Source organism: Synechococcus sp. KORDI-49, from assembly GCF_000737575.1.
Lineage (GTDB): Bacteria > Cyanobacteriota > Cyanobacteriia > PCC-6307 > Cyanobiaceae > Parasynechococcus.
The window spans coordinates 200,579-221,061 of the sequence record NZ_CP006270.1 but is presented as its reverse complement, the minus strand read 5'-3'; the positions used below and the strand labels follow the sequence as shown (position 1 = coordinate 221,061).

41 protein-coding genes are annotated in these 20,483 nt (G+C 62.0%); 24 read left to right on the top strand and 17 right to left on the bottom strand.

Annotation, left to right across the window (positions count from 1 at the left end; genetic code table 11):
- The first annotated feature begins 6 nt into the window (after positions 1-6).
- Genes KR49_RS01240 through KR49_RS01225 form a run of 4 tightly spaced genes read left to right on the top strand, consistent with a single transcriptional unit; the run spans position 7 to position 3,409 of the window.
- Positions 7-507 (top strand): NfeD family protein, encoded by a 501-nt coding sequence (locus tag KR49_RS01240; protein WP_043690926.1) that lies wholly within the window; start codon positions 7-9, stop codon positions 505-507.
- A gap of 50 nt (positions 508-557) precedes the next feature.
- Positions 558-1,901, top strand: a complete 1,344-nt coding sequence (locus KR49_RS01235) for a flotillin family protein (protein WP_043690924.1) — start codon at positions 558-560, stop codon at positions 1,899-1,901.
- Positions 1,901-3,127, top strand: coding sequence for a flotillin family protein (locus KR49_RS01230; RefSeq protein ID WP_043690922.1), 1,227 nt, complete (start codon positions 1,901-1,903; stop codon positions 3,125-3,127). Before KR49_RS01235 ends, KR49_RS01230 begins: the two co-directional genes overlap by 1 nt.
- Positions 3,128-3,157: 30 nt before the next feature.
- Complete coding sequence (locus KR49_RS01225) at positions 3,158-3,409, top strand: hypothetical protein (RefSeq protein ID WP_043690920.1); 252 nt, start codon at positions 3,158-3,160, stop codon at positions 3,407-3,409.
- On the opposite strand, the gene KR49_RS01220 is transcribed toward KR49_RS01225, so the two are convergent.
- The gene (locus KR49_RS01220) at positions 3,410-4,165 is read right to left on the bottom strand and encodes a metal ABC transporter ATP-binding protein (protein ID WP_043690918.1); all 756 of its coding nucleotides are present in this window, start codon (positions 4,163-4,165) and stop codon (positions 3,410-3,412) included.
- Positions 4,165-5,040 carry a metal ABC transporter substrate-binding protein gene (locus KR49_RS01215; RefSeq protein ID WP_084188073.1) on the bottom strand — a complete coding sequence of 292 codons (876 nt, stop codon included), beginning with the start codon at positions 5,038-5,040 and terminating at the stop codon, positions 4,165-4,167. The genes KR49_RS01220 and KR49_RS01215 overlap by 1 nt, the downstream gene beginning before the upstream one ends.
- 198 nt (positions 5,041-5,238) lie before the next feature.
- Between KR49_RS01215 and KR49_RS01210 the strand changes: the two genes are divergently transcribed.
- Both KR49_RS01210 and nth read left to right on the top strand, forming a co-directional pair.
- Entirely contained in the window at positions 5,239-5,619 is a 381-nt protein-coding gene (locus KR49_RS01210) for a DUF6447 family protein (protein ID WP_043690914.1), read from the top strand.
- A 6-nt stretch (positions 5,620-5,625) separates the two neighbouring features.
- A complete protein-coding gene (gene nth, locus KR49_RS01205) occupies positions 5,626-6,279 on the top strand; it encodes an endonuclease III (protein ID WP_043690911.1) in 654 nt (217 codons plus the stop codon).
- Here the strand turns inward: nth and KR49_RS01200 are convergent, their stop codons facing one another.
- Both KR49_RS01200 and KR49_RS01195 read right to left on the bottom strand, forming a co-directional pair.
- Positions 6,280-6,564 carry a 2Fe-2S iron-sulfur cluster-binding protein gene (locus KR49_RS01200; protein WP_043690908.1) on the bottom strand — a complete coding sequence of 95 codons (285 nt, stop codon included), beginning with the start codon at positions 6,562-6,564 and terminating at the stop codon, positions 6,280-6,282.
- Positions 6,565-6,607: 43 nt separating this feature from the next.
- Positions 6,608-7,204, bottom strand: a complete 597-nt coding sequence (locus tag KR49_RS01195; protein ID WP_043696428.1) for a nucleoside kinase — start codon at positions 7,202-7,204, stop codon at positions 6,608-6,610.
- Between the two features lie 153 nt (positions 7,205-7,357).
- Here KR49_RS01195 and KR49_RS01190 point away from each other — a divergent pair, with 153 nt between their 5' ends.
- Positions 7,358-7,603, top strand: a complete 246-nt coding sequence (locus KR49_RS01190; RefSeq protein ID WP_253912784.1) for a DUF4278 domain-containing protein — start codon at positions 7,358-7,360, stop codon at positions 7,601-7,603.
- Here KR49_RS01190 and KR49_RS01185 read toward each other — a convergent pair.
- Positions 7,597-8,304, bottom strand: a complete 708-nt coding sequence (locus tag KR49_RS01185) for a response regulator transcription factor (RefSeq protein ID WP_043690902.1) — start codon at positions 8,302-8,304, stop codon at positions 7,597-7,599. The genes KR49_RS01190 and KR49_RS01185 overlap by 7 nt on opposite strands.
- Before the next feature lie 26 nt (positions 8,305-8,330).
- Positions 8,331-8,510, bottom strand: a complete 180-nt coding sequence (locus KR49_RS01180; protein ID WP_043690899.1) for a hypothetical protein — start codon at positions 8,508-8,510, stop codon at positions 8,331-8,333.
- 68 nt (positions 8,511-8,578) lie between these two features.
- On the opposite strand from KR49_RS01180, the gene KR49_RS13705 reads away from it, so the two are divergent.
- Positions 8,579-8,719, top strand: coding sequence for a hypothetical protein (locus tag KR49_RS13705; RefSeq protein ID WP_156957070.1), 141 nt, complete (start codon positions 8,579-8,581; stop codon positions 8,717-8,719).
- Positions 8,720-8,764: 45 nt separating this feature from the next.
- Here KR49_RS13705 and KR49_RS13700 read toward each other — a convergent pair whose 3' ends face one another.
- Positions 8,765-8,911, bottom strand: a complete 147-nt coding sequence (locus tag KR49_RS13700) for a hypothetical protein (RefSeq protein WP_156957069.1) — start codon at positions 8,909-8,911, stop codon at positions 8,765-8,767.
- Between the two features lie 244 nt (positions 8,912-9,155).
- Between KR49_RS13700 and KR49_RS01175 the strand changes: the two genes are divergently transcribed.
- Complete coding sequence (locus tag KR49_RS01175) at positions 9,156-9,359, top strand: hypothetical protein (RefSeq protein WP_043690896.1); 204 nt, start codon at positions 9,156-9,158, stop codon at positions 9,357-9,359.
- An 88-nt stretch (positions 9,360-9,447) separates the two neighbouring features.
- Positions 9,448-9,615, top strand: coding sequence for a hypothetical protein (locus KR49_RS14170; protein WP_173402112.1), 168 nt, complete (start codon positions 9,448-9,450; stop codon positions 9,613-9,615).
- A gap of 16 nt (positions 9,616-9,631) precedes the next feature.
- Here the strand turns inward: KR49_RS14170 and KR49_RS01170 are convergent, their stop codons facing one another.
- Positions 9,632-9,844, bottom strand: coding sequence for a hypothetical protein (locus KR49_RS01170; protein ID WP_253912783.1), 213 nt, complete (start codon positions 9,842-9,844; stop codon positions 9,632-9,634).
- A 102-nt stretch (positions 9,845-9,946) separates the two neighbouring features.
- Here KR49_RS01170 and KR49_RS13695 point away from each other — a divergent pair, with 102 nt between their 5' ends.
- The 3 genes from KR49_RS13695 (at position 9,947) to KR49_RS14455 (ending at position 10,939) form a co-directional block, all read left to right on the top strand.
- Complete coding sequence (locus KR49_RS13695; RefSeq protein WP_156957068.1) at positions 9,947-10,120, top strand: hypothetical protein; 174 nt, start codon at positions 9,947-9,949, stop codon at positions 10,118-10,120.
- Positions 10,117-10,464: a ribbon-helix-helix protein, CopG family gene (locus KR49_RS12970; protein ID WP_052378122.1), complete on the top strand. Its 348-nt coding sequence runs from the start codon at positions 10,117-10,119 to the stop codon at positions 10,462-10,464. Before KR49_RS13695 ends, KR49_RS12970 begins: the two co-directional genes overlap by 4 nt.
- 346 nt (positions 10,465-10,810) lie before the next feature.
- Positions 10,811-10,939: a hypothetical protein gene (locus KR49_RS14455; protein WP_256381026.1), complete on the top strand. Its 129-nt coding sequence runs from the start codon at positions 10,811-10,813 to the stop codon at positions 10,937-10,939.
- A gap of 60 nt (positions 10,940-10,999) precedes the next feature.
- On the opposite strand, the gene KR49_RS01160 is transcribed toward KR49_RS14455, so the two are convergent.
- A complete protein-coding gene (locus KR49_RS01160; protein WP_043690890.1) occupies positions 11,000-11,191 on the bottom strand; it encodes a hypothetical protein in 192 nt (63 codons plus the stop codon).
- Positions 11,192-11,218: 27 nt separating this feature from the next.
- A complete protein-coding gene (locus KR49_RS01155) occupies positions 11,219-11,587 on the bottom strand; it encodes a hypothetical protein (RefSeq protein WP_043690888.1) in 369 nt (122 codons plus the stop codon).
- A gap of 14 nt (positions 11,588-11,601) precedes the next feature.
- On the opposite strand from KR49_RS01155, the gene KR49_RS01150 reads away from it, so the two are divergent.
- Together KR49_RS01150 and KR49_RS01145 are read left to right on the top strand one after the other, a co-directional pair.
- Positions 11,602-11,988: a DCC1-like thiol-disulfide oxidoreductase family protein gene (locus KR49_RS01150; RefSeq protein ID WP_043690886.1), complete on the top strand. Its 387-nt coding sequence runs from the start codon at positions 11,602-11,604 to the stop codon at positions 11,986-11,988.
- A 168-nt stretch (positions 11,989-12,156) separates the two neighbouring features.
- Positions 12,157-12,354, top strand: a complete 198-nt coding sequence (locus tag KR49_RS01145) for a hypothetical protein (protein ID WP_156957067.1) — start codon at positions 12,157-12,159, stop codon at positions 12,352-12,354.
- Positions 12,355-12,357: 3 nt separating this feature from the next.
- Here the strand turns inward: KR49_RS01145 and KR49_RS01140 are convergent, their stop codons facing one another.
- Positions 12,358-12,630, bottom strand: a complete 273-nt coding sequence (locus tag KR49_RS01140) for a hypothetical protein (RefSeq protein WP_043690881.1) — start codon at positions 12,628-12,630, stop codon at positions 12,358-12,360.
- A 328-nt stretch (positions 12,631-12,958) separates the two neighbouring features.
- Between KR49_RS01140 and KR49_RS13690 the strand changes: the two genes are divergently transcribed.
- Positions 12,959-13,099: a hypothetical protein gene (locus KR49_RS13690; protein ID WP_156957066.1), complete on the top strand. Its 141-nt coding sequence runs from the start codon at positions 12,959-12,961 to the stop codon at positions 13,097-13,099.
- 39 nt (positions 13,100-13,138) lie between these two features.
- Here the strand turns inward: KR49_RS13690 and KR49_RS01130 are convergent, their stop codons facing one another.
- Positions 13,139-13,360: a hypothetical protein gene (locus KR49_RS01130; protein ID WP_043690876.1), complete on the bottom strand. Its 222-nt coding sequence runs from the start codon at positions 13,358-13,360 to the stop codon at positions 13,139-13,141.
- A gap of 216 nt (positions 13,361-13,576) precedes the next feature.
- On the opposite strand from KR49_RS01130, the gene KR49_RS01125 reads away from it, so the two are divergent.
- Positions 13,577-13,756: a hypothetical protein gene (locus tag KR49_RS01125; RefSeq protein WP_156957065.1), complete on the top strand. Its 180-nt coding sequence runs from the start codon at positions 13,577-13,579 to the stop codon at positions 13,754-13,756.
- Here the strand turns inward: KR49_RS01125 and KR49_RS14165 are convergent, their stop codons facing one another.
- From KR49_RS14165 to KR49_RS01110, 4 genes are all read right to left on the bottom strand, one after another.
- Positions 13,757-13,924, bottom strand: a complete 168-nt coding sequence (locus KR49_RS14165) for a hypothetical protein (RefSeq protein ID WP_173402111.1) — start codon at positions 13,922-13,924, stop codon at positions 13,757-13,759.
- A 15-nt stretch (positions 13,925-13,939) separates the two neighbouring features.
- Complete coding sequence (locus KR49_RS01120; RefSeq protein WP_043690871.1) at positions 13,940-14,803, bottom strand: SDR family oxidoreductase; 864 nt, start codon at positions 14,801-14,803, stop codon at positions 13,940-13,942.
- Between the two features lie 78 nt (positions 14,804-14,881).
- Positions 14,882-15,235 carry a hypothetical protein gene (locus KR49_RS01115; protein WP_043690869.1) on the bottom strand — a complete coding sequence of 118 codons (354 nt, stop codon included), beginning with the start codon at positions 15,233-15,235 and terminating at the stop codon, positions 14,882-14,884.
- 191 nt (positions 15,236-15,426) lie between these two features.
- Complete coding sequence (locus tag KR49_RS01110) at positions 15,427-15,672, bottom strand: RNA-binding protein (RefSeq protein WP_043690867.1); 246 nt, start codon at positions 15,670-15,672, stop codon at positions 15,427-15,429.
- Between the two features lie 726 nt (positions 15,673-16,398).
- On the opposite strand from KR49_RS01110, the gene KR49_RS01105 reads away from it, so the two are divergent.
- The 6 genes from KR49_RS01105 (at position 16,399) to KR49_RS01080 (ending at position 19,884) form a co-directional block, all read left to right on the top strand.
- Complete coding sequence (locus tag KR49_RS01105; protein ID WP_043690864.1) at positions 16,399-17,355, top strand: orange carotenoid-binding protein; 957 nt, start codon at positions 16,399-16,401, stop codon at positions 17,353-17,355.
- Positions 17,345-18,079 (top strand): fatty acid desaturase, encoded by a 735-nt coding sequence (locus KR49_RS01100; protein ID WP_043690862.1) that lies wholly within the window; start codon positions 17,345-17,347, stop codon positions 18,077-18,079. Before KR49_RS01105 ends, KR49_RS01100 begins: the two co-directional genes overlap by 11 nt.
- Before the next feature lie 44 nt (positions 18,080-18,123).
- Complete coding sequence (locus tag KR49_RS01095; protein WP_043690858.1) at positions 18,124-18,444, top strand: hypothetical protein; 321 nt, start codon at positions 18,124-18,126, stop codon at positions 18,442-18,444.
- A 652-nt stretch (positions 18,445-19,096) separates the two neighbouring features.
- Positions 19,097-19,300 carry a DUF4278 domain-containing protein gene (locus KR49_RS01090; RefSeq protein WP_043690856.1) on the top strand — a complete coding sequence of 68 codons (204 nt, stop codon included), beginning with the start codon at positions 19,097-19,099 and terminating at the stop codon, positions 19,298-19,300.
- Positions 19,301-19,466: 166 nt separating this feature from the next.
- Positions 19,467-19,655 carry a hypothetical protein gene (locus tag KR49_RS01085; protein ID WP_043690853.1) on the top strand — a complete coding sequence of 63 codons (189 nt, stop codon included), beginning with the start codon at positions 19,467-19,469 and terminating at the stop codon, positions 19,653-19,655.
- 28 nt (positions 19,656-19,683) lie between these two features.
- Positions 19,684-19,884 carry a hypothetical protein gene (locus tag KR49_RS01080; protein WP_156957063.1) on the top strand — a complete coding sequence of 67 codons (201 nt, stop codon included), beginning with the start codon at positions 19,684-19,686 and terminating at the stop codon, positions 19,882-19,884.
- Between the two features lie 20 nt (positions 19,885-19,904).
- Here KR49_RS01080 and KR49_RS01075 read toward each other — a convergent pair whose 3' ends face one another.
- Complete coding sequence (locus KR49_RS01075; protein WP_043690848.1) at positions 19,905-20,123, bottom strand: hypothetical protein; 219 nt, start codon at positions 20,121-20,123, stop codon at positions 19,905-19,907.
- Positions 20,124-20,319: 196 nt separating this feature from the next.
- Here KR49_RS01075 and KR49_RS14450 point away from each other — a divergent pair, with 196 nt between their 5' ends.
- A complete protein-coding gene (locus KR49_RS14450; RefSeq protein WP_256381025.1) occupies positions 20,320-20,454 on the top strand; it encodes a hypothetical protein in 135 nt (44 codons plus the stop codon).
- Positions 20,455-20,483 lie beyond the last annotated feature (29 nt).

Here is a 20,483-nt window from a genome sequence, read left to right as displayed (position 1 = left end):
CCAACCATGCTGCTCACCTACCTGTTCTGCCTGCTTGCCGGGGGTGTGCTCATCGCCCTGTCTCTGGAGGGCGACAGCGGGGCCGACGCCGATGGAGCCGGCGGCAATCTCAGCCTGCTGTTCAGCACCCCGTTCTGGTCCTTCGGCCTGTGCGGGTTCGGTCTGTGCGGTCTGCTGCTCAGCCTGCTGACCCGCAGCGGCACCGTTCTGCCGACGGTGGTCGTGGCTCTTGGGATGGGAGTGGCCATGGGACTGGCCGCAGCACGGCTGCTGGGCCTGATGGGCCGGCGGGACGTCGACAGCCTGGTGCGCAGCGCTGATCTGATCGGGCGGGAGGGCATCGTCACCCTGGCGATCGAAGCGGAGAGCCGCGGCTTCGTGGAGCTGACGGCCCGCGGCAGCCTGATCCGCCGACCGGCCGTCAGCAACGGGGGAAGCTTGCCACAGGGCACCACGGTGGTGGTGGTGGCCTGTGACGGGCACACCCTGCGGGTGGATCGCATTTGATGGCGGATCGACAGGATCGGCGCTAGGGAAGACATCTCCTGCCGAATCGAATGAAAGGGCCACCACTTCAGAAGCAGCCCCTGCTGCAGGTGCAACCGGCATCCCCGCCGATGTGGAGCAACGGGCGCAGTGACAACTCCGTTGTGCTGGGCGCTGTCGGCGGTGTCTTCATCGGGCTGATCGCCCTGACTCTGATCAGCCGCTGGATGATCCGCATCTGCCGACCCAACGAGATGCTCGTGGTGACCGGTTCCCGCTCGGACCAGGGCAGCCAGGGCATGAAGGGATACCGGGTGGTGGCCAACGGTGGCTGGACCTTCGTCAAGCCGATTCTCGAAACCGCCCGCCGTGTCGACGTCACGCTGCTGCCGGTGGTGGTGGAGGTGCGCAACGCCTATTCCCACGGCGGAACCCCGCTGAACATCCAGGCCATCGCCAACGTCAAGGTGAGCACCGATCCGGAGGTGCGCAACAACGCCATCGAGCGCTTCCTCGGTCATGACCCCTCGGAGATCGTGCAGGTGGCCAAGGAGAACCTCGAAGGCAATCTGCGCAGTGTGCTGGCCCAGCTCACCCCCGAACAGGTCAACGAAGACCGGCTCCGCTTCGCCGAGCAGATCGCCGAGGATGTGGGTCAGGACATGCGTCGACTGGGGCTGCAGCTGGACACGCTCAAGATCCAGAGCGTCTTCGATGACGTGGACTACCTGAATTCGATCAGCCGACGCCGCGTCGCCCAGATCGTCCGCGATGCGGAGATCGCCGAAGCGGAGGCGATCGGTCAGGCCGAGCGGGTGGAAGCGCAGATGGAGGAGGTGGCCGAGGTGATGCGCACCGAGGCGGACACCGTTGTGCTGCAGAAAACCAATGAGGTGCGCACCAAGGTGGCGCAGATGGACAAGCAGGCCCGCTCCGAGGAGGAGCGCACGAAGGCGGCTGAGCAGGAGGCCAGGGCCCGAGCCGAGCAGCAGCTGCAGAGGGTGCGTGCGGAGCTGGAGCGCCTGCGGCTGAAGGCGGAGGAGGTGCTGCCGGCCCAAGCCAGTCAGAAGGCCAAGGAACTGCGGGCCCGAGGCCAGGCGGCGGCCACGGCGGAGGACGTCAAGGCCAGTGCTCTGGTCAATGACCTGCTCACCCAGGTGTGGGAGGAAGCGGGCAGCACCGCGGAGCTGGTGTTTCTGCTGCAGCAGATCGAGATGGTGCTCTCCCAGGCCACGCGTCTGCCGGCCCGCCTGAAACTTCAGCGGGTCACCGCTCTGGATGGCAACGGCGCCCAGTCCCTCGCCAGTCTTGTGGCCCTCAACCACGTGGTGGTGCGCCAGTTCTTCGAGCAGGTGAACGAGATTCTCGGCATCGATCTGCTCGGCACCCTGACCAACTCCCAGGAGAATCACTGATGTTCATCGCACTCGGTCTCACCGGCGCCGCCGGCATCTGGGCGTTCGTCGTGCTGCTGCGTCAGCTGTACTACATCTGCCAGCCCAGTGAAGTGCTGATCTTCGCCGGCCTGCGGCGGACCACCGGCAGCGGTCAGCCGGTGGGATATCGCACCGTGCGAGGCGGCAGCGCCCTGCGCATCCCCCTGCTTGAGGAGGTGATGCGCCTTGACCTCAGCAACATGATCATCGACCTGAGGGTGGAGAACGCCTACTCCCGGGGCGGGATTCCCCTGAACGTCTCCGGCGTCGCGAACATCAAGATCTCCGGTGATGAGCCGGGCATCCACAACGCGATCGAACGCCTGATCGGCAAATCACAGGACGAGATCCGACACATCGCCAAGGAGACGCTGGAGGGCAATCTGCGCGGTGTGATGGCCAGCCTCACCCCCGAGCAGCTCAACGAGGACAAGGTGACCTTCGCCCGCACCCTGCTGGAGGAGGCGGAGGACGATCTGCAGAAACTCGGACTGGTGCTGGACACCCTGCAGATCCAGAACATCTCCGATGACGTTCGCTATCTCGATTCGATCGGTCGCAAGCAGCTGGTGGAGCTGAAGCGGGACTCGCGCATCGCCGAAGCGGAGGCCAGCTCCCAGTCAGCGGTGAAGAAGGCCGAGAACGAGCGGATCACCGCGCTGCGCCGACTGGACAAGGAGCTGGCGGTGGCGACAGCGGAGGCGGAGAAACGCATGCAGGATGCCCTCACCGGCCGTGATGCGTTGGTGGCGGAGGTGGAAGCGATGGTCGGAGCCGAGCTGGCCCGGGCCCAGGCCGAAGTGCCTGTGCAGGAGGAACGCATCAAGCAGGTGATGCAACAGCTCGAAGCCGATGTGATCGCACCGGCGGAATCCGAATCGCTGACGATGATCGCCGATGCCAAGGGTGAGGCCGCCACGATCGTGGAACAGGGTCGTTCCCAGGCCGAGGGTCTCCGGGAACTGGTGGAGTCGCTCCGACGCTCCGGCGACGACGCCAAACGGTTGTTCCTGTTGCAAAAGCTGGAGCCGTTGCTCACCATGCTGAGCGACACGGTTCAGCCGGTCGAGGTTGAAGAAGTGACCCTGATCGGCGAGCGCGAGGGGCAGGTCAACCTGTCCCTGGCCACCCTGCTCAAGCAGCTGCAGGACAGCACGGGAATCCGGCTGCTGCAGAACGACTCCGAGCCCTCCAACGGCTCCTGATCCCCTTCCACGATCTCCACCCTCCCCGCCATGTCCCGCGCCACCCGACTGATCCGTCGTCTCGACAAGGTTCTGAACCGCCATGACAGCTTCGGCGACAACCCGGATGGGTTCGTCGATGCCGTGTTCGACGAACTCGAACGCGAGCTGGAGGCGGTTCAGCAGAAATCCAAACCCGAGCACTGGGCCGAGATCTATGTGGAGCGGGACCGGGCCCGCATCAAACAGGCCGTGCTGAACCGGGTGATGGAACGCGGTTCGACAACCGCTGACCAGGCGTGATCAGTGCGGGGCTTCAGGGGTGCTGTTGCCGGTGAGCAGATCCGGCGGCAGCCCCCCGAAGGTCATCGCCAGATTCTCAGGAGTGAACACTTCAGAGGTCTCTCCGTAGGCGAGCACGGTCTTGTTGATCAGCACCACCAGATCGCAGAAGTCGCGCACATGGCTGAGGTCGTGGGTGGAGATCAGGATCGTGCGACCTTCCTCGCGGAACTGCAGAAACAGCTGAGCCATGAGCTGTTCGGTGCGCACGTCCACGCCATTGAACGGCTCATCCAGCAGCAGCACATCAGCCCGCTGAGCGATGGCCCGGGCCAGGAAGGTGCGCTTGCGCTGGCCGCCTGAGAGCGCAGCGATCGGCCGGTTGCGCAGCTCGAGCAGGTCGACCCGCTGCAGTGCATCGCCCACGGCGACACGATCGCTGCTGCGGGGGATCCGCAGCGGATTCATGGAGCCGTAACGGCCCATCATCACCACATCCCATACAGAAACTGGGAACTGACAGTCGACGCCCTCGCTCTGAGGGACGTAGGCCACCGCCTGCTGCCGCTGGGCCTCCCGCACACTGCGGCCGTTGATGCGGATGTGGCCACGGGATGGCCGCACGAAGCCCGTCAGCGCCTTGAACAGGGTGGACTTGCCGGCACCGTTCATGCCCACGAGCCCGCAGATGCAACCCTCAGGCAGATGCAGGCTGGCGTCGTACAACGCAACCGTGCCGTTGTAATCGACGCAGAGCTGCTCCGCCTCGATGCGCATCACCCCTTGCCTCCGGCCAGACCGTCGCGGATCAGCTTCACATTGTGCCGCTGCAGGTCCAGCAGGGTGGATGCCGGGCCATCCGCTGAAGACAGGGAATCGACGTAGAAGGTTCCCCCGAAGCGGGCACCGGTGGCTTCTGCCACCTGACGCTGAGCCGCATCGCTCACGGTGCTCTCACAGAACACCGCCGGCACCTGCCGTTCCCGCACCAGGTCGATCAACCGGGCCATCCGCCTCGGGGTGATCTCACTTTCGGCGTTGACCGGCCACAGATAGGCCTCGCGTAGGCCGTAATCATCCGCGAGGTAAGAGAAGGCCCCCTCGCAGCTCACCAACACGCGCCGCTGCTCAGGAATCCCCGCCAGCGTGCGGCGCAGCTCGTCGTCGAGAGTCTTGAGACGATCCTTGTAGAGGCGGCCGTTGGCGGCGAAGACATCCGCACCAGCGGGATCCAGACGCGTGAAGGCCTGCACCAGACGATCCACATAGGCCATGGTCCGTTTCGGCGACATCCAGGCATGGGGATTGGGCTTGCCGGCGTAGGCGTCCTCTCCGATCAGGAGCGGCTGCATTCCCTCCGTCAGCGTGAGCGTGGGAATGTCGCCGGCCGCGGCGGTGAAGCGCCGGGCCCAGAGCTCCAGACCAAATCCGTTCTCGATGATCAGGGACGCTCCCGCGGCCTGCTCGATGTCGCTGGGGGTGGGCTGATAGCCGTGGATCTCCGCCCCGGGCTTGACGATCGAGCGCACCTGAAGACGCTCGCCGGCCACATTGGCGGCCAGATCCGCCAGCACGGTGAAGGTGGTGAGCACCGTCGGACGCCGGTCCGCGACCTGCTGCACCGGCTCCCGGCCGCAGCCGAGGGTCAGCATGGTCAGCGAGACAAGAAGACAGGAGGCAGAGCGAATCCGCCGCCGCAGGCGCACCGTCAAGATCGAACAAGATCTGACTCACTGTTGCGGAACAGGCAACTTTGCACGATATCGTTACGATATTAACTACATATCTAAACAATATCCCACGCCCAGAAATCGATGGAAGAATGAGTTCGAGGATCAGCGGCTCCCGACATGACGCGTTCAGGCCCCTCTCCGCTGCCCCCGCTGCTTCAGATCGACGGCAACCGCTACAGCCGGGACAGTCTGCCCAGGGACGTGCAGGATCTGGTTCTGCAGCTGCAACGGGCTGACGCCGTGCTCGCGCACTGGCGCCGGGATGTGCTGGTGCTGAAAACGGCCCGCACCGATCTTCAACGGCGACTGAGCGCCGGACTGGCAGGGCTGCCCAGCCAGGCAGAGGCCACCACACCCACACCCACACCATCGCCGGAGCCATCGCACGAGCCGGAGCCCGCCAGCGAAACGCCGGCAGCCCGGGCGGGGGCGGTGCGACGCGCCAAGGACCGGGTGAAGGGACTGTTCCGCCGCTTCGGCGGTGGGCGAGAGGACTGATCGATCGTGCGCAAGAAGGAGCGAGCCGAACGGGTGATGCAACGCCTCGAGGAGCACTACCCCGAAACACCGATCCCCCTGGACCACAGCGATCCGTTCACGCTTCTGATCGCCGTGCTGCTCAGCGCTCAGTGCACGGACAAGAAGGTAAATGAGGTGACACCGGCGCTGTTCGCCGCAGGACCGACTCCTGCTGCGATGGCAGAGCTGGAGGAGGGGGAGATCCTCGGCTTCATCCGCCAGCTCGGACTGGCGAAGACCAAGGCGAAGAACGTGCGCCGGCTGGCCCAGCTGCTGCTGGAGCGCCATGACGGCGCCGTGCCGCAGAGTTTCGAGGAGCTGGAGGCTCTGCCCGGGGTGGGGCACAAGACCGCCAGCGTCGTCATGTCCCAGGCCTTCGGCGTGCCCGCTTTCCCGGTGGACACCCATATCCATCGCCTGGCTCAGCGATGGGGGTTGAGCAACGGGGAGAACGTGGCGCGCACCGAACGGGACCTCAAGGCCCTGTTTCCGGAGAGGGCCTGGAACAGGCTCCACCTCCAGATCATTTTCTACGGGCGCGAATTCTGCACGGCACGCGGATGCGACGGACGGGTCTGCCCCCTCTGCAGGGAGCTGTATCCCGACCGCCGCAAACCGGTGATCACGCGAAAGGCGTGATCAGTTCAGGTCGTCTTCGGCGTTGGCCTTGATGGCGCAGTCCGCTGTGGGATAGCTGACGCAGAGCAGTGCGAACCCCTGGCCGATCTGATCGTCATCCAGGAAGCTCTGGTCGGTCTGATCCACGGATCCGCTGATCAGCTTTCCGGCGCAGGTGGAACAGGCTCCGGCTCGGCATGAGTAGGGAAGATCCACACCGGCCTCCTCGGCCGCATCGAGGATGTAGACGTCGTCAGCACAGTCGAAGCTGGCACCGCCTTCGATGCTGATCTTGTACGTGGCCATGGGACGAGGAGATCTGCCTGGTTGTTAGCCAGACCTCGGCGGATCAGCTGTCGCCGATCAGACGACCGACGGCCGTGATGCCGTGCTGCGGATCCCGGACCACCAGATCGGCATGCTCCCGCAGCGGGCGGATGAAACGGCGCTCTCCGGGCAGCATCTCCCGCAGCATCTGACGGATCACGTAACGGGGTGAGCGGTGGCGTTGGCGCACATCACGGCTCAGACGGCGGACCAGTCGGACGGGCAGCGACTCCTCGAGATAGATCAGTCCATCGAAGGGAAAACCCTGGATCAGATCCTGGGGGCCGTAGGACCCTTCCAGCACCACAAGGTCGTAGGCAGCGTCGATGACGCGACGCCCGACCGTGCGGGAACGCATGTCGTAGAGGCGAAGGCTGGCGGCCCGGCCGGATCGCGCCGCTTCGAGGTCCGAGCGCAGGGCGTCCGTATCGATGGCCTCGACCGTGTCGTAACCGAACAGCGGATGCGGGGTCCAGTCGCTGCGGTAGTAGTCGTCGCAGGCGACGGTGAGCGGAGACCGGCCGCGACCACGGAAATGGTCAACCAGTGCAGCGGCAAAGGTGGTTTTCCCGGCGGCGGAGGGGCCGCAGATGCAGAGAACGGGAATCGCGGGGTCCATGGCGCCATGCTGGCAGCCGGATCCGGACGGCAAAAAAGTAGCTGTTGCTACAGAAATGTTCTATGATCAAAGCACGTTGAGCCCCGTCCATCGGGGCTGCAGTCAGACCCGCGTCAGGCAACGGGGACGCGGGCGCTGTACAAGGAGCCTGTGATGAACACGCTTCAACTGATCAAAACCCGCACCATGCGCCGTCAGGCCGTCGAGCGGGCTCGTCTGCAGATGACGAGGGACTACGCCAACGCCGAACACACCGATGCACAGCACACCGCCGTGCGCCGGGACAGCCGCAGGACGCTCTGCTACCGGGGCGTGTCCTATGAGCCGAATCGGGATCAACAGCAGGCAACCGCCGGGCTGGAGCTGCGTTACCGCGGCATCCGTTACGGGGTCTACTGAGCCGAGATCCATCCGTGCAGAAGAGCCTGCACGGCCAGCTGAGTGCGATCACGCACGCCCAGCTTCTGGATCGCCGCACTGATGTGGGATTTGACGGTCTCCGTTGAAATCTGCAGCTGCTCGGCGATCTCGCTGTTGCGGTAGCCACCGGCGATGCAGGACACCACCTCGAGCTCCCGCTCCGAGAGGGTGTCCCTGGCCTCCAGGCGCGAGGGAGGATCGCCGACTGGCCTCAGAGCGGCACGCACCGCTCCCGGATAGAACAACCCGCCTCGGGCCGTCACCTGCAGGGCCTTAACGAAATTGCCGCTGCCGCCGCCGAGGGCCGATATGAACAGCACGCCATCGGCACCGGCCAGCATCGCCTCCTGCACCACCGCCTGCGTTTCGCGGCGCAGAAAGATCAGCAGACGGGTCTGAGGCAGAGCCTGCTTGAGACGCTGCAACAGGCGGATGCCGTAGCCGCGCTCGAGATCCTCGCTGGCCAGAACCAGATCAGGGCGATGCCGCAGCGCGTGCTGCACCCCTTCCTCCTCTGTGGTCACCGCCGCTTTGACGCCCCCGCTGAAGACCTCGGCATCCGCGACGGCACAGAGAGCCAGATGGTCGCCGAAGCAGAGCAGCACCCTCTGGCCGCGAAGCAGGTCGCGGCATTCCGCGGTGACCCTCTGCATCTCCGGCGATCCGACACGTAGATCCACGGGAGAGCCCGATGCTCATTGACGTTCTAGCGGTGGGAGTCGAGCGGAGCATCCGCTTCCTCACCATCGCGACACACAATTCCCTTCACCCGGCCACTGTGCAGCCGCCTGGCCATGGCCCAGGCATCCCGCTGGCCATTCGCCAGGATCCGGCGAATGAGCAGATCGCCATTCACCTCCAGAATCAGGTCGTAGACAGGGGGCATGGAGGCAGGTGAGGCTCTCCATCCCTGATTAATTCAGCTTCAGAGGATGCACATCCCCCAAACAGGGGATGACAGGAGAGAGCCAGCGCCGGATCGAGCAACTGAAGAAACGAGGAAAACAGAACCAGCTGGGTGAAGAACAGGAAACGCTTCACGGCTTCGACAACGACGTCTCCTCAACGTATGGAGAGGTCGGCATCCGGTTCTGAAGCCAGGCTGAGACATCCCTGGCAGACCGCTGAACCGGTTCGCGATCAGTCGTCGCTGCCGCCTTTGGGAACGAAAGCCTGCGAGGCAGCCACCAGAAGACCGGTGATCAACAGGGCCGGAAGGATCACGGCAGGACCGCCGGGAGCCGTCTGGGAGGCGAACAACAGCATGAGCCGAACAACGCAGATCACCGATCAGATTGCCAGACATCCCGGGAATCAGGACTGCGCCGCAACGGATCTGCGCACTGAGCAACAGCATCGCCACAGAGCGACGCCGACCCTTGTTAACTTTTCTTCACATACAGGCTTCCAATGACGGATTATTCCATTGCCATCGAAGCTCTGATCGCCGTAAGCCTCGTGCTGACAGGGTTGGTCGCTTACGTGCTGAGGCAACCCTCGGACCTTCCCAGCCAGCGCAAGGAGAACTGAGATGTCGATCGACGCCCGCTGCCGCGAGCAACAGAAGGTGGCAGATCGCATGTTCATGGATTTCAAGTACACACCGGCCGGCTCTCCAGAACAGGTGCGCGCCATCGGCACACTCACTTTTCTGATGAGCATGTGGGCGGATTTCTTTCTGAATTCCGAGGTGAAGCGCATGGATGCTGTGTTGGCCCTCGGCCGCAGCAACTGAATCCATCGGCCCAGCCCCCGGCTGGTCCAAATCGGTTGCATTTTGGACTCAACCTGTGACAAGACTGAAAGACGTCACTAAGCCACCTGTGGACCAACTGATCATCCATACGGTGCGTGGAAGCACGATCGAATCCCTCGGGGACGGCTGGTACTGGGCCTGCGACGCCGACCACCACTGCTGTCGCGTTGAAGGACTGTGGGAAGCGCAGACGATGGTCCGGGAAGCCGAGGTGCACAACCGCCCGCTGACGTAGGGCCTGGAGTCCGGGTTCAGATCCCGCACCCCCCCTCAAAGGTGTTGTCGTCGGAGTCACCCCGCAGGCTCTGCAGCCGGTCGAGCAGCTCCTGATCACCGACGATGACGCGGCGGCGTCCGTCCTCACCCATGTAGGTGAGCCGGCCATCCGCGTCGACGACCAGAGCCGTCATCGGCGTCACTGGATCCTCACCGTTCATGCCCGGGCGACAAGCAACGGACTGCACGATGGCAGGCCCCGAGACATCACGGAAACGATTAGGTGTAAGCACGCATGCCGTCTTGCGATGCGCGCGCTCCACTGAAGCCAGATTGCTTCCGCAGGCGCCATGACTTCCTGCCCCTGGCCCAGACGCACCGGCTGGCTGGATCGCCTGCACGACTGGTGGACGCCACCGGAGCGCATCCTGCGGTCTTCAGCACCGGTGGCGGTCGCTGAACAGGATCAAACCCGGCAGGAACTCTGGGAGACCCTGATGCGTGGTGGCATCTGGCTCTCTTGAAGCTGAAACTGCCGAGGCAGCTGCGGCGCGCCCTGAGAGAGAGGGCTGAGCAGACCGGTACCAGCCGGGGCGAGGTGGTGCTGGAAGCCCTGAAGCAACATCTCGAGACCACGCCGCCCATCGCGATGGAGGCACGGCTGCGCTGCGTGGAATCGCAGCTGGCACTGCTGCAGAGCCAGCTGCAGATCGGTGAGGTGGCGGTTGCCGGTCAGCGGGACGCAACGGAGGCCCGAAAGCAGGCTTATCAGCAGTGGTTGCGCCATTTCGAAGAGCATCCTGACGAGATCGAAAGCGGTCGCGACGCCCATGAAATGGCCGCCCTGAAAGCGGCGACGGCAGCCTGATCAGCGAAGCTTTACACAGGTTTTCCACAGGCCCCTCTCGCGGCCTGAATGGGCGCTGACACAGGACAGGGGCAAGGCAACCGAGTGTGTCGAAACCAAGCCGAAAAATTCCGGAATCAGAGCGGATCCGTACTGCGACGAAGCCTCAAAACCCCAATTCCAGTTAGCGTTTTCAGCGAATGGTACCAACCAGTGAAAAGCCAGAATGATCCAGGCAGGATCCAGTCTTCACAACAGACCGTAAGAGGCGGATTGACGAGGACTTTCTGAGATCAACGCGACAAAGGACGCGATCACAGCACACAGTCATGTGGAAAAACTGTTACGACTGAAACCTGATGCTTCTGTGCGTCCTGCCCATGGCGTGTTGCGAGCGTTGCAGCAGCGACGGCAGCCTTCACTACCGGGTGTCGACAACAGCGAGACCGGAGTGGCATTTCGTCTGCCCTGGCTGCTGGCCAACGACGAGCCTTGAGGAGGGATATCACTACGGAGGAACCCGCAGGCGGACCCGACGCCGGAGACAACGGCGACCTCAGCAGGCCACCACGGGATAGAGAAACAGCTCGCCCTGAATCACGCCGCAGGCTGGCCGACGCGTCTGCCGACGACGCGGGGGATGCACCGTCACAGGGGAGAGCTCTGCGAGAACCTTGCGGGGGCGGATCTGGGATGCACGCATCCATTCCTCGGCACGGAATGTGGCGTAGGGGGAGCTGGGAGCCATGGGAAGCGCTGGACTGATACACCTGTTCTAGTGCGTTTGTACTGGTGCGTCAACGAGGGGCTCGCAGGCGTGTTCGATCACGTCACCACGCCGTTCCAGGAGCTCCGGAGCTTCGCCGACCGGTTCACGCCACCACCAGCGGCCATCCGTGTAGCTGGGCGGCCCCGCATTGTTGGTGCGCGGAAGCTGAAGGGTCGTTCCGCGCCAGGTCAGCAGAATTCCATCCCCCGGCAGGGTGCCATCGCTGGAATTGGGAATGCCACCGGCAAGACCGCGCACATCGACCGCCCCCGCGACACGCTCGAGCTGGAGCCGATCCCCGTCACAGAGCCAGTCGGCGGAGACCGGCAGGGCCCACAGGATCAGCAGCAGGGCCGCAACGAGCAGGTGAAGCACGACAGACTCCGGTGATGCCACTCACCCTCGTCTACGACGGCGGCTGCCTCTTCTGCCGCAGCTTCGCCCTCCGCAGTGAGCTGCTCGGCGGCCTGCCGGACCTGAAGATTCTTGATGGCCGGGCCGATGATGCCCTGCGGCGGACGCTCGAAGCCAGAGGGATGCGCCTGGCGGATGGTGCCGTGCTGATGGAGGGGGAACAGGCCTGGCACGGAAGCGCTGCCATCGCCGAACTGAGCCGACGGATGCAGCCGAGCGATCCGCTGCTGATGGTGCTGCGGGATCTGTTCCGTGATCGCAGCCGCGCCGAAGCGCTGTATCCGGGACTGCTGCTGGCACGCCGACTCGCTCTCGGCCTGCGAGGACTGCCCGTGGACCCGGATCAGCAGCCTTATGGATGACATCTGAGACCAAGCACTGGCACGCGAGGGGCATCCGGGCCTACGGTTGAGCCATCACTTCAGATTTCCTTAAGCATCGACTTCGATCCCTCTGTTCCTGATGCCCTGAGCCATCTGCAGCTCAGCGCCCTGCTCAAGGCAGCTGAGAGGGGTGCTCAGGAGCGTGAGATGGGGGTTGATGAGGATGATCTGCTGAGGGCAGCCCTGTCGGCCTGGGCTGACCAGACCAGGGAACTGCTGCAGTGGCTGGAGCTACAGGGCGATTCGGTGGGCAAAACGCGCACAACGAAGCAGGTGATGGCACTGGGCAGCGTGCGTACCCACATGGTGATGAGCCTGAAGGCTCTCAGGTATTCCGAAAGCTGAGACTCACAGACCGCGATGGCGGTCACAGACCTCTTCCAGAACGGCCAGGAACTGCTCCGGCTCGGGTTGCTGATCGATCGGGAAGCGCATCGCCGTGTTCACCGTGAAACTGATCCAGGCCTCTGCCTCTGGTCCGCCGCCGGCCATGACGATGTCGTAGCAGGCCTGGAAATCGGAATCGGGAGCGAGATCCCGGGCAGCATTGATGGCGTCGTAGAGGCGATCCAGACCGGACACCTGCGGATCAGCGAAAACAGCGCGGATCTGCTCGATCATCCACTCACACCTTCCAACTCCGGCTCTGCTTGTCCGGAGCTCAGGAGCTGGTCTTCAAAATCCTCGAGTGTTGCCTTCATCTCGAGCAACAGAACTGCGAGAGACACACCGAAGTCACGACAGAACGTCTCTGACACTGAAGCCATTCAGACCACACAAGATTTCTAAAAGTTGGGCGGTGCGATCTGTGGATGCTCGCAATCGGTGTTCACAAACCCGGATCGCCGTCCCTGGCTTCAAGCCACAAGTGGAGCAGCCTCTTCGTGCTCAGAAAGCCCCAGCTCGTTCATGCGACGGAGGATGCCATCACAATCCCTGCAGCGGCAGGGTGGCATACCAGCATCCACACGGTGAATCAGAAGTGGAAGGATCTGATCCTCGTCGTCGTAAAAAAGGACCATTCGTGCTGACGCTGTTGGTGACCGTTCTGATGGATGCTGAACAGAAAAAAGGTCACCGACAACACTGAACCGAGCGAGAGTTCGACTCTCCTGACACGGTCAGATTTTCAGGATTCGACAACAACGAGTTGCTGAACATTCAGGCCGGCTGAGCGTGCGTCGGCCATCAGGCTATCGACACAGTCAGACGAGAAACTTGCCTGACCCGCCAGCAGGGTGTCCCATTCAGCGCTGGGGAAATGGGTCTGCAGCCAGAGGGCACCAACCACACTTCCGATGCTGAGACGGTGGAGACCGGCGACATCACAGGGTGTGGTGATCAGATCCAAAACGGATTGAGTTCAAACTGAAACCATGAGAACTCAGGGACGGGCTGTCAACTGTTCCAGTTGCTACAAAAAACCTTTTTCATGCCCCGGGCCTGCCGACTGGCGCCGGAAACACAGCTCTGGTGAGCCGATCACACCTTCACAGAAAAAACTCAGATCCGTCCAAGGACATTCCCTGTGCTGCGCGTTACACCTTGATCAGTGAAGGAATCCGTGATGGCGCGTTTCAACCTGAGCCTGATCACTGACCATCTGCCCCGCATCGGTCGGCGCCGCACAGCGCCGGTGGCCGATCCACGGACCAGCGCACCGGTGAACAAACCACCCCTGGACTACTGGGCGATGGACTGTGCCACCCACCCCTGGAGAAAAGGCTGCAAGGACTTTGACGTCTGATCAGATCAGCAGTCCTCCGGACGGAGCAACCGGCCCTCGCAGCCCTGGCTGCTCAGGTTGCTGCTGGGGCACGACCCGGTAACGGATGCGAACCCTGACCCTGGAACCGCAGGTGACCAGCAACGCAAGGGTCAGGATCACCGCCAGGCCGATCAGGGGTCTGCTCAAAGGACCAACAGCGAACTACAGAGCAGGAACCTGCTCAAGCATCGAGGCGACCCGGGGCGTGAATCCCATCGCCCGGAGCCGGGCATTGCTGACACGGGCATTAAAGACACGGGTGTCCGGACGATCGTGGTTATCCCAGATCACCGGGGGCAGGCCATCCTCATCGCAGAGGGCATTGGAGAGTTCGCGTCGGGTCATCTGCATGTCGTCAACAAGGTTGTAGAGCCCCTGCAGACGACGCTGGAAGGCGAAATCCACACCACGGATGATGTCCATGAGATGCACCCAGGCATTGATGTGATTGCCGTTCTTGGGAACCTGCCGTCCGGAGGCACGACGGATGTAATCCGCGATGTTCTTGCCCGGGCCGTAGATCCCGCCGAGACGCAGAACGCTGGCCTGCACCGAGGAGGAGTTCAACGTGAGGACTGTTGACTCGGCATCCGCCAGCAGGGCGTTGGTGGGGTTGCTGAGATCGGGGGGTGTGAGCTCGTTGACCACCTGTCCAGCTTTGTCGCCGTACACACCGGCGCTGCTGAGGTAGGTCACATGCAGTGACTGTGTGCTGGAACGCTGCTGGATCGCTTGAACCAGGGCGGGAATCGCCTCGCCGTAGACCGCCTTGTACTGATCTTCCTCGTAGGTCGACGTTGTGGGTGCCATGGCGATCAACAGGCCATCCAGCTGGTCGAGGAAGCTGGTGTCGGCGGATGGATCCCCGGCCTTGAAGATGCGGGGATGGTCGACCACGGCGCAGAGTTCACCCAGGCGATCCGGGCTTGTGGTGGTGCCGGTGACCTCGATGCAGTTGTTGCGCATGTGCAGAGCGACAGCACTGCCCACATACCCACAACCGATAATTCCGAAACGTCCCGACATGCCCTGGTCAAACACCTTTCACACAACGTAACGAGTCAGCCTGCCGAATGGTGTATCAACGCCGTCAGGACCGACAGCTCAAAGCAGAACCGTGAAGAACCAGGCGATCAGCGCGATCAGCAGACCTGCACCGACGATGGCGCCGGTGACGATGAAAGCGCCGGCGGCGAAGCCGACGTGGGTCATGGTGCGCGGGAACAGGAGGTAAAGCGTGAGACCCAGGGCCAGCGGCCACATGGGGGGCAGCAATACACACACACCGGCCAGAACGGTGAGCTTGGTGCGCAGCTGCTTCTGCTGCTCCTCGTTCTGCAGTCGCTCAGACTCCTCTCGCTCCAGCTCCAGACGTTCCTCATCACTGAGCCAACGGCCGTGATGGCGGGCGACATGAAGGTCGCGCTCCAGTTGCTGAGGCGTGGTGGTCTCGGACATGACTCCAGAGTATGCACATTTCATCGGCAGGCCTGTGCGCTCAGGCAACAGCAGACGTGTGCTGGGGTCATGCCGACCTGCTTGTTTGCGGAGAGGGGAACTCCCCCGGATGGGATCAGCTTCCGCGGATGCCTACGAAAAAACATCCCCCGATCGGGGGATGTTGCATGAACCCGTTCGAACGAACGGCGTCAGCGCTTCGGCTCAGCCTTGCGCACGGTGATGCCGCGTCCCATCCATTCAACGTTCTGCAGATCGTCGATCGCGGAGGTTTCATCCGCCTCATTCGCCAGGTCGACGAAGGCGAAGCCACGCTTGCGGCCGGTCTCACGGTCCAGGGGCATGGAGCACTTGCTCACTTCGCCGTACTGGGTGAACAGATGGATGAGGTCCTCTCTCTCAGCGTCCCAGGAGAGATTTCCAATGAAGATCGTCAAAAAATTCGGCCAGAAAGGCGGTCCGTACCACCTTCTCACATGGTGGTGTCCGACCGTGACCACGGAGGCAGGCACGCCACCCCAAGACTCGATCGGCGGCACCCATCACGGCAATGCGCCTTAACACCGATTGTCTTTGTCGCCTGGAACACCAACACTGTGTTCATCGAGATCGGAGGAGCCATGACGGCCGACACTCCACCTGAGCACATCCCAGAAGCAGCCTGACTTTCCGGCCCCTGCTCCAACAGTTTCCACCCATGCGTGGGCCTTTCGTCTGCGACGACACAGCTGTGCGTCCGACCAGTCGACCATCCTCTGCACCGCCAAAGACCAAGGTGCCCTGAAGGATGCCGGCCCAACCTCTGGACTCCCTGGCCCCAGGCGCCATCAAGCCAGACGCTTCGACCGTTTCTTCAGTCCATTTGCTTGAGGTTCCAACACCCTTGAAGCATCACTGATTAGGTCGATTGCTATGCACAAACGAGCGAGATAGGCCGTCCTTCCCATCCGGGAGGGGCGGCCTTCCCCTTGGGAACGATCAGAACCGCAGAGCACCAGGCGGAGCGGACGTTTCGCAGCCTGACGAGTGCAGACCGGGAGCGACCCGTCGGATAAAACGGACAGGCTTATACCAGATCACAGCCGCAACAGAGCAAAGACACGCCAGGTACGCGCAAACCCGACACATAGTGTTACGGTTCAGCCGCTCTGTGCCCTCCGCGGATGTTCACGCTCGACAAAGCTCGCCAGATCTTCCCGGACACGTTGACCGCGGATGCCGTTCCGGCGATCACGGCGCGCTTCAAGCTGCTGAGCGCGGAAGACCAGCTGGCTCTGATCTGGTTTGCCTATCTGGAGATGGGACAAACCATCACGGTGGCGGCCCCCGGCGCAGCCCGCATGGCTCTGGCTCGACCGACGCTGGACGAGATCCTGGCGATGAGCTTCGACGAGCAGACCAAGGTGATGTGTGACCTGGCCGCCAAGATCAACAGCCCGATTTCGGCTCGCTACGCCTACTGGTCGGTGAACGTGAAGCTCTGCTTCTGGTACGAACTGGGCGAATTCATGCGTCAGGGCAAGGTGGCGCCGATCCCTCAGGGATACAGGCTGTCTGCCAACGCCAATTCCGTGCTGGAGGCCGTCAAGAAAGTGGAGCAGGGCCAGCAGATCACGTTGCTTCGCAACTTCGTGGTCGACATGGGCTACGACCCTGACGTGAACGACAGCGATGTGGTGACCGAGCCGATCGTGGCTCCCACCCCGGAGGATCAGCGCGAGGAGATCTTCATTCCCGGGGTGCTGAATCAGACCATCCTGAGTTACATGCAGCTGCTCAACGCCAACGACTTCGATCAGCTGATCAATCTCTTCCTGGATGACGGCGCGCTGCAGCCCCCGTTCCAGCGTCCGATCGTCGGACGCGACGCCATCCTCAAGTTCTTCAAGCGGGATTGCCAGAACCTGAAGCTGATGCCTCAGGGCGGATACGGCGAGCCGACCGAGGGCGGCTTCAACCAGATCAAGGTCACCGGCAAGGTGCAGACGCCCTGGTTCGGACGCGAGGTGGGCATGAACGTGGCCTGGCGCTTCCTGCTGGATGAAAACGACAAGATCTATTTCGTGGCCATCGACCTGCTCGCCTCCCCGGCTGAATTGCTCAAACTGGGTGGCAAGTGAGTTGAACCGTCAGGGCCAGCAGGGTCTCGCCCTGGCTGGTCTGATCGGATCAGCCTGGCTGCTGACGCTGGCCTTCAGCCTGAACCTGTCGCTGGATCAGATCCCACCGCTGCTGCTCGGCGCGGTTGTCCTGGTCAGGGCGTTTCTGCACACGGGACTGTTCATCGTGGCCCACGACGCCATGCACAACAGCCTCGTTCCAAAACAGCCTGGGCTGAACCGCCTGATCGGCAGGGTCTGCCTGTTTCTGTACGCGGGCCTGTCCTACAGGCTCTGCTACCGGAACCACCGACGTCATCATCAGGCACCTGAATCCGATCGGGATCCTGACTATCAACGCTCCACCAATGACGGCATCTTCAGTTGGTATGTCCACTTCATGGGCAACTATCTGAGCTGGAAACAATTGCTGAACCTGGGTGGCTTCTGGTTCGTTCTCTTCAACCTGACGCGCCACCATCAGACCGATCATGCACTGCCATTACTGCTGTTCTGCGTTCTGCCACTGATCATCAGTTCATGTCAGCTGTTTCTGGTGGGAACCTGGATGCCACACCGGAGAGGAGTGACGTCACAACCGGGCATCACCTCTCGCAGCCTGGCGCTCAATCCTGTCTTGTCTTTCGCAGCCTGTTACCACTTTGGCTATCATCGTGAACATCATGATTCGCCATCCACACCCTGGTTTCAGCTGCCACTGCTTCGGGATCATCATCGCTCTTGATCGACCCTGATCACATCTGATTCCCCCTCACCACAATCTTTTTCATGTCGGCAACAGACTGGACACTCGAAGAACAAACCGTTGCCCGACATGCCTTTGAGCTCGGCAAGCATCGTTCGATCACTGCCTTGATCAACACATTGCAGGAGCAATCAAGCCAGCTTGATTCAGCAGAATCTGTTTGGAAACTACACGACTATCTCAGTACTGAACGTTATCAATACGAGGGACGCTCTGAATTTGAAGAAGGCAACGTGCTGTTCGTACTGGCCGACATGATCAAACAGAAGCTGATCGCCATGGATGATCTCCAGGGACTGGATCAGAAGAAGGTGAGCAAAATCAAGGCGATGTCGATGTTCTGAGCGGCTGATCCCAGTCGCTCGAGGCACGCCGTCTCCAACTTCGGCGTTCCGCTGCCTCGAGGCAATGCGCCTTAACACCGATTGTCTTTGTCGCCTGGAACACCAACACTGTGTTCATCGAGATCGGAGGAGCCATGACGGCCGACACTCCACCTGAGCACATCCCAGAAGCAGCCTGACTTTCCGGCCCCTGCTCCAACAGTTTCCACCCATGCGTGGGCCTTTCGTCTGCGACGACACAGCTGTGCGTCCGACCAGTCGACCATCCTCTGCACCGCCAAAGACCAAGGTGCCCTGAAGGATGCCGGCCCAACCTCTGGACTCCCTGGCCCCAGGCGCCATCAAGCCAGACGCTTCGACCGTTTCTTCAGTCCATTTGCTTGAGGTTCCAACACCCTTGAAGCATCACTGATTAGGTCGATTGCTATGCACAAACGAGCGAGATAGGCCGTCCTTCCCATCCGGGAGGGGCGGCCTTCCCCTTGGGAACGATCTTGAGAATTCGGTATCAACCTGAACGACTATCCAACCGCCCAAAGTCTTATAAAAGGGTCGTAGCAACAGCTACACACGTTCACTTCGCAATCGCTGCGAAGCGCAGTTCGACTCAGGCCATGGAACGGGGACCTGAGCTTGCTTCGAGGAACTCATCATGTCCGCTCTGCTTTATCGCGGTGCCGAGTACAACCAGCAGGTTTCTGCTGATGCCTCCGCACCGGTTCAACTCACCTATCGCCGCAGCAGCTATCTGAGCAACAGAGCTGCCGGTGGCAACCCAGCCACCCCTCTCACCTACCGCGGCAACACCTACGTCCGTGGCGTGTCCTACGAGGAGATGGCTGCCAACTGGTGCTGATTGCCCAGACCCAAACCTTGCAAACCGGGCCGACATCGGCTCGGTTTTTTTGTGCACTTCCGGCTTCATGCCAAGGGGTTTTCAGGCTTCAATTCGAAAGAAGGGCTGTTGATTGCAACTGTTCACACGAGCTTGCGGGCATCGTGAAGAGAGATGAACACGAAACATGAGCGGATTGAGTGGAACCAAGGCTGACGATTTCATCAACGCCGCCCGCGCCCGCGGGGAAGCGGCCGTGAAGGACAAACAACCAAGACTCACCCGGCTTGAAACGGCGTTCCGCCATGCGGCACTGAAACGGCGGTCCCAGGATGAGCGCCGGCGTGCGGGCCGCATGAGTAGAACCGCTGAGTGACCTTTGCGGTGAGCCGACCATAGTGATGTTGACCCAAGGCTACGAGGCCCCCGCGAGACAACTCATCAGTCACATCGCAGAGCTGCAGTCGCGGTTAGCTCACCCGCATCACTGGACGGAAGGAGAAAACATCAAAAACGCCGAAAAGCTCCGGCAGCTGGAGTTCGAGCTGAGGCGGCGTCAGGCCATGGGGGAAGAGAATCCCATCGAGACTTACGGCATCAAATAACAGATCGAGCCGAACGCGATTCAGGTCTTATGGAGCTGCAAGAGCAGCTTCGCCGCCAGGATTCTGGAAACACGCCGCTTGACCAGCAGGTCGCAGATCCAGTCGAACAGGGGAGGCGCATCCTCCACCGTGGCGAGTCGCTGTTCGAGCTGCTTCAGTTCCTGGCGCCCCTGGCAACCCCGCAGTGCATCAATCAGGGTGTCCTCGGTCGGCTTGACAGACATCGGTGTCATGACCATGTCGATCCTGTTGCTCCTTCTTAATTGCTAAGTCATTGAGGGCCTGTCTGTCATCAATCCGTCAGAACATCAGAAGCGGAGGCAACACAACTTGCCTGTGTAAGCCAACAAACATCCAGCAAGCAAGGTTGTCCCCAGATGGGGATTGGGCCTCAGGACTCAGCCGGAGTAGACAGAACCAGTTCGAGGCAATGCCATGAAACTCGACTTGGCTCAGGCACAACCGATGGGAAGCCTGATTGTTGAGGGAACCCACCAACCCTTCCATGCTCTGGCCTGTGCACTGCGGCCAAGCACGATCCGGATCGCACGGCCGAGAAGCGACAAGTGAGCAACAACGGCCAACGCTTGGTGTGAGTG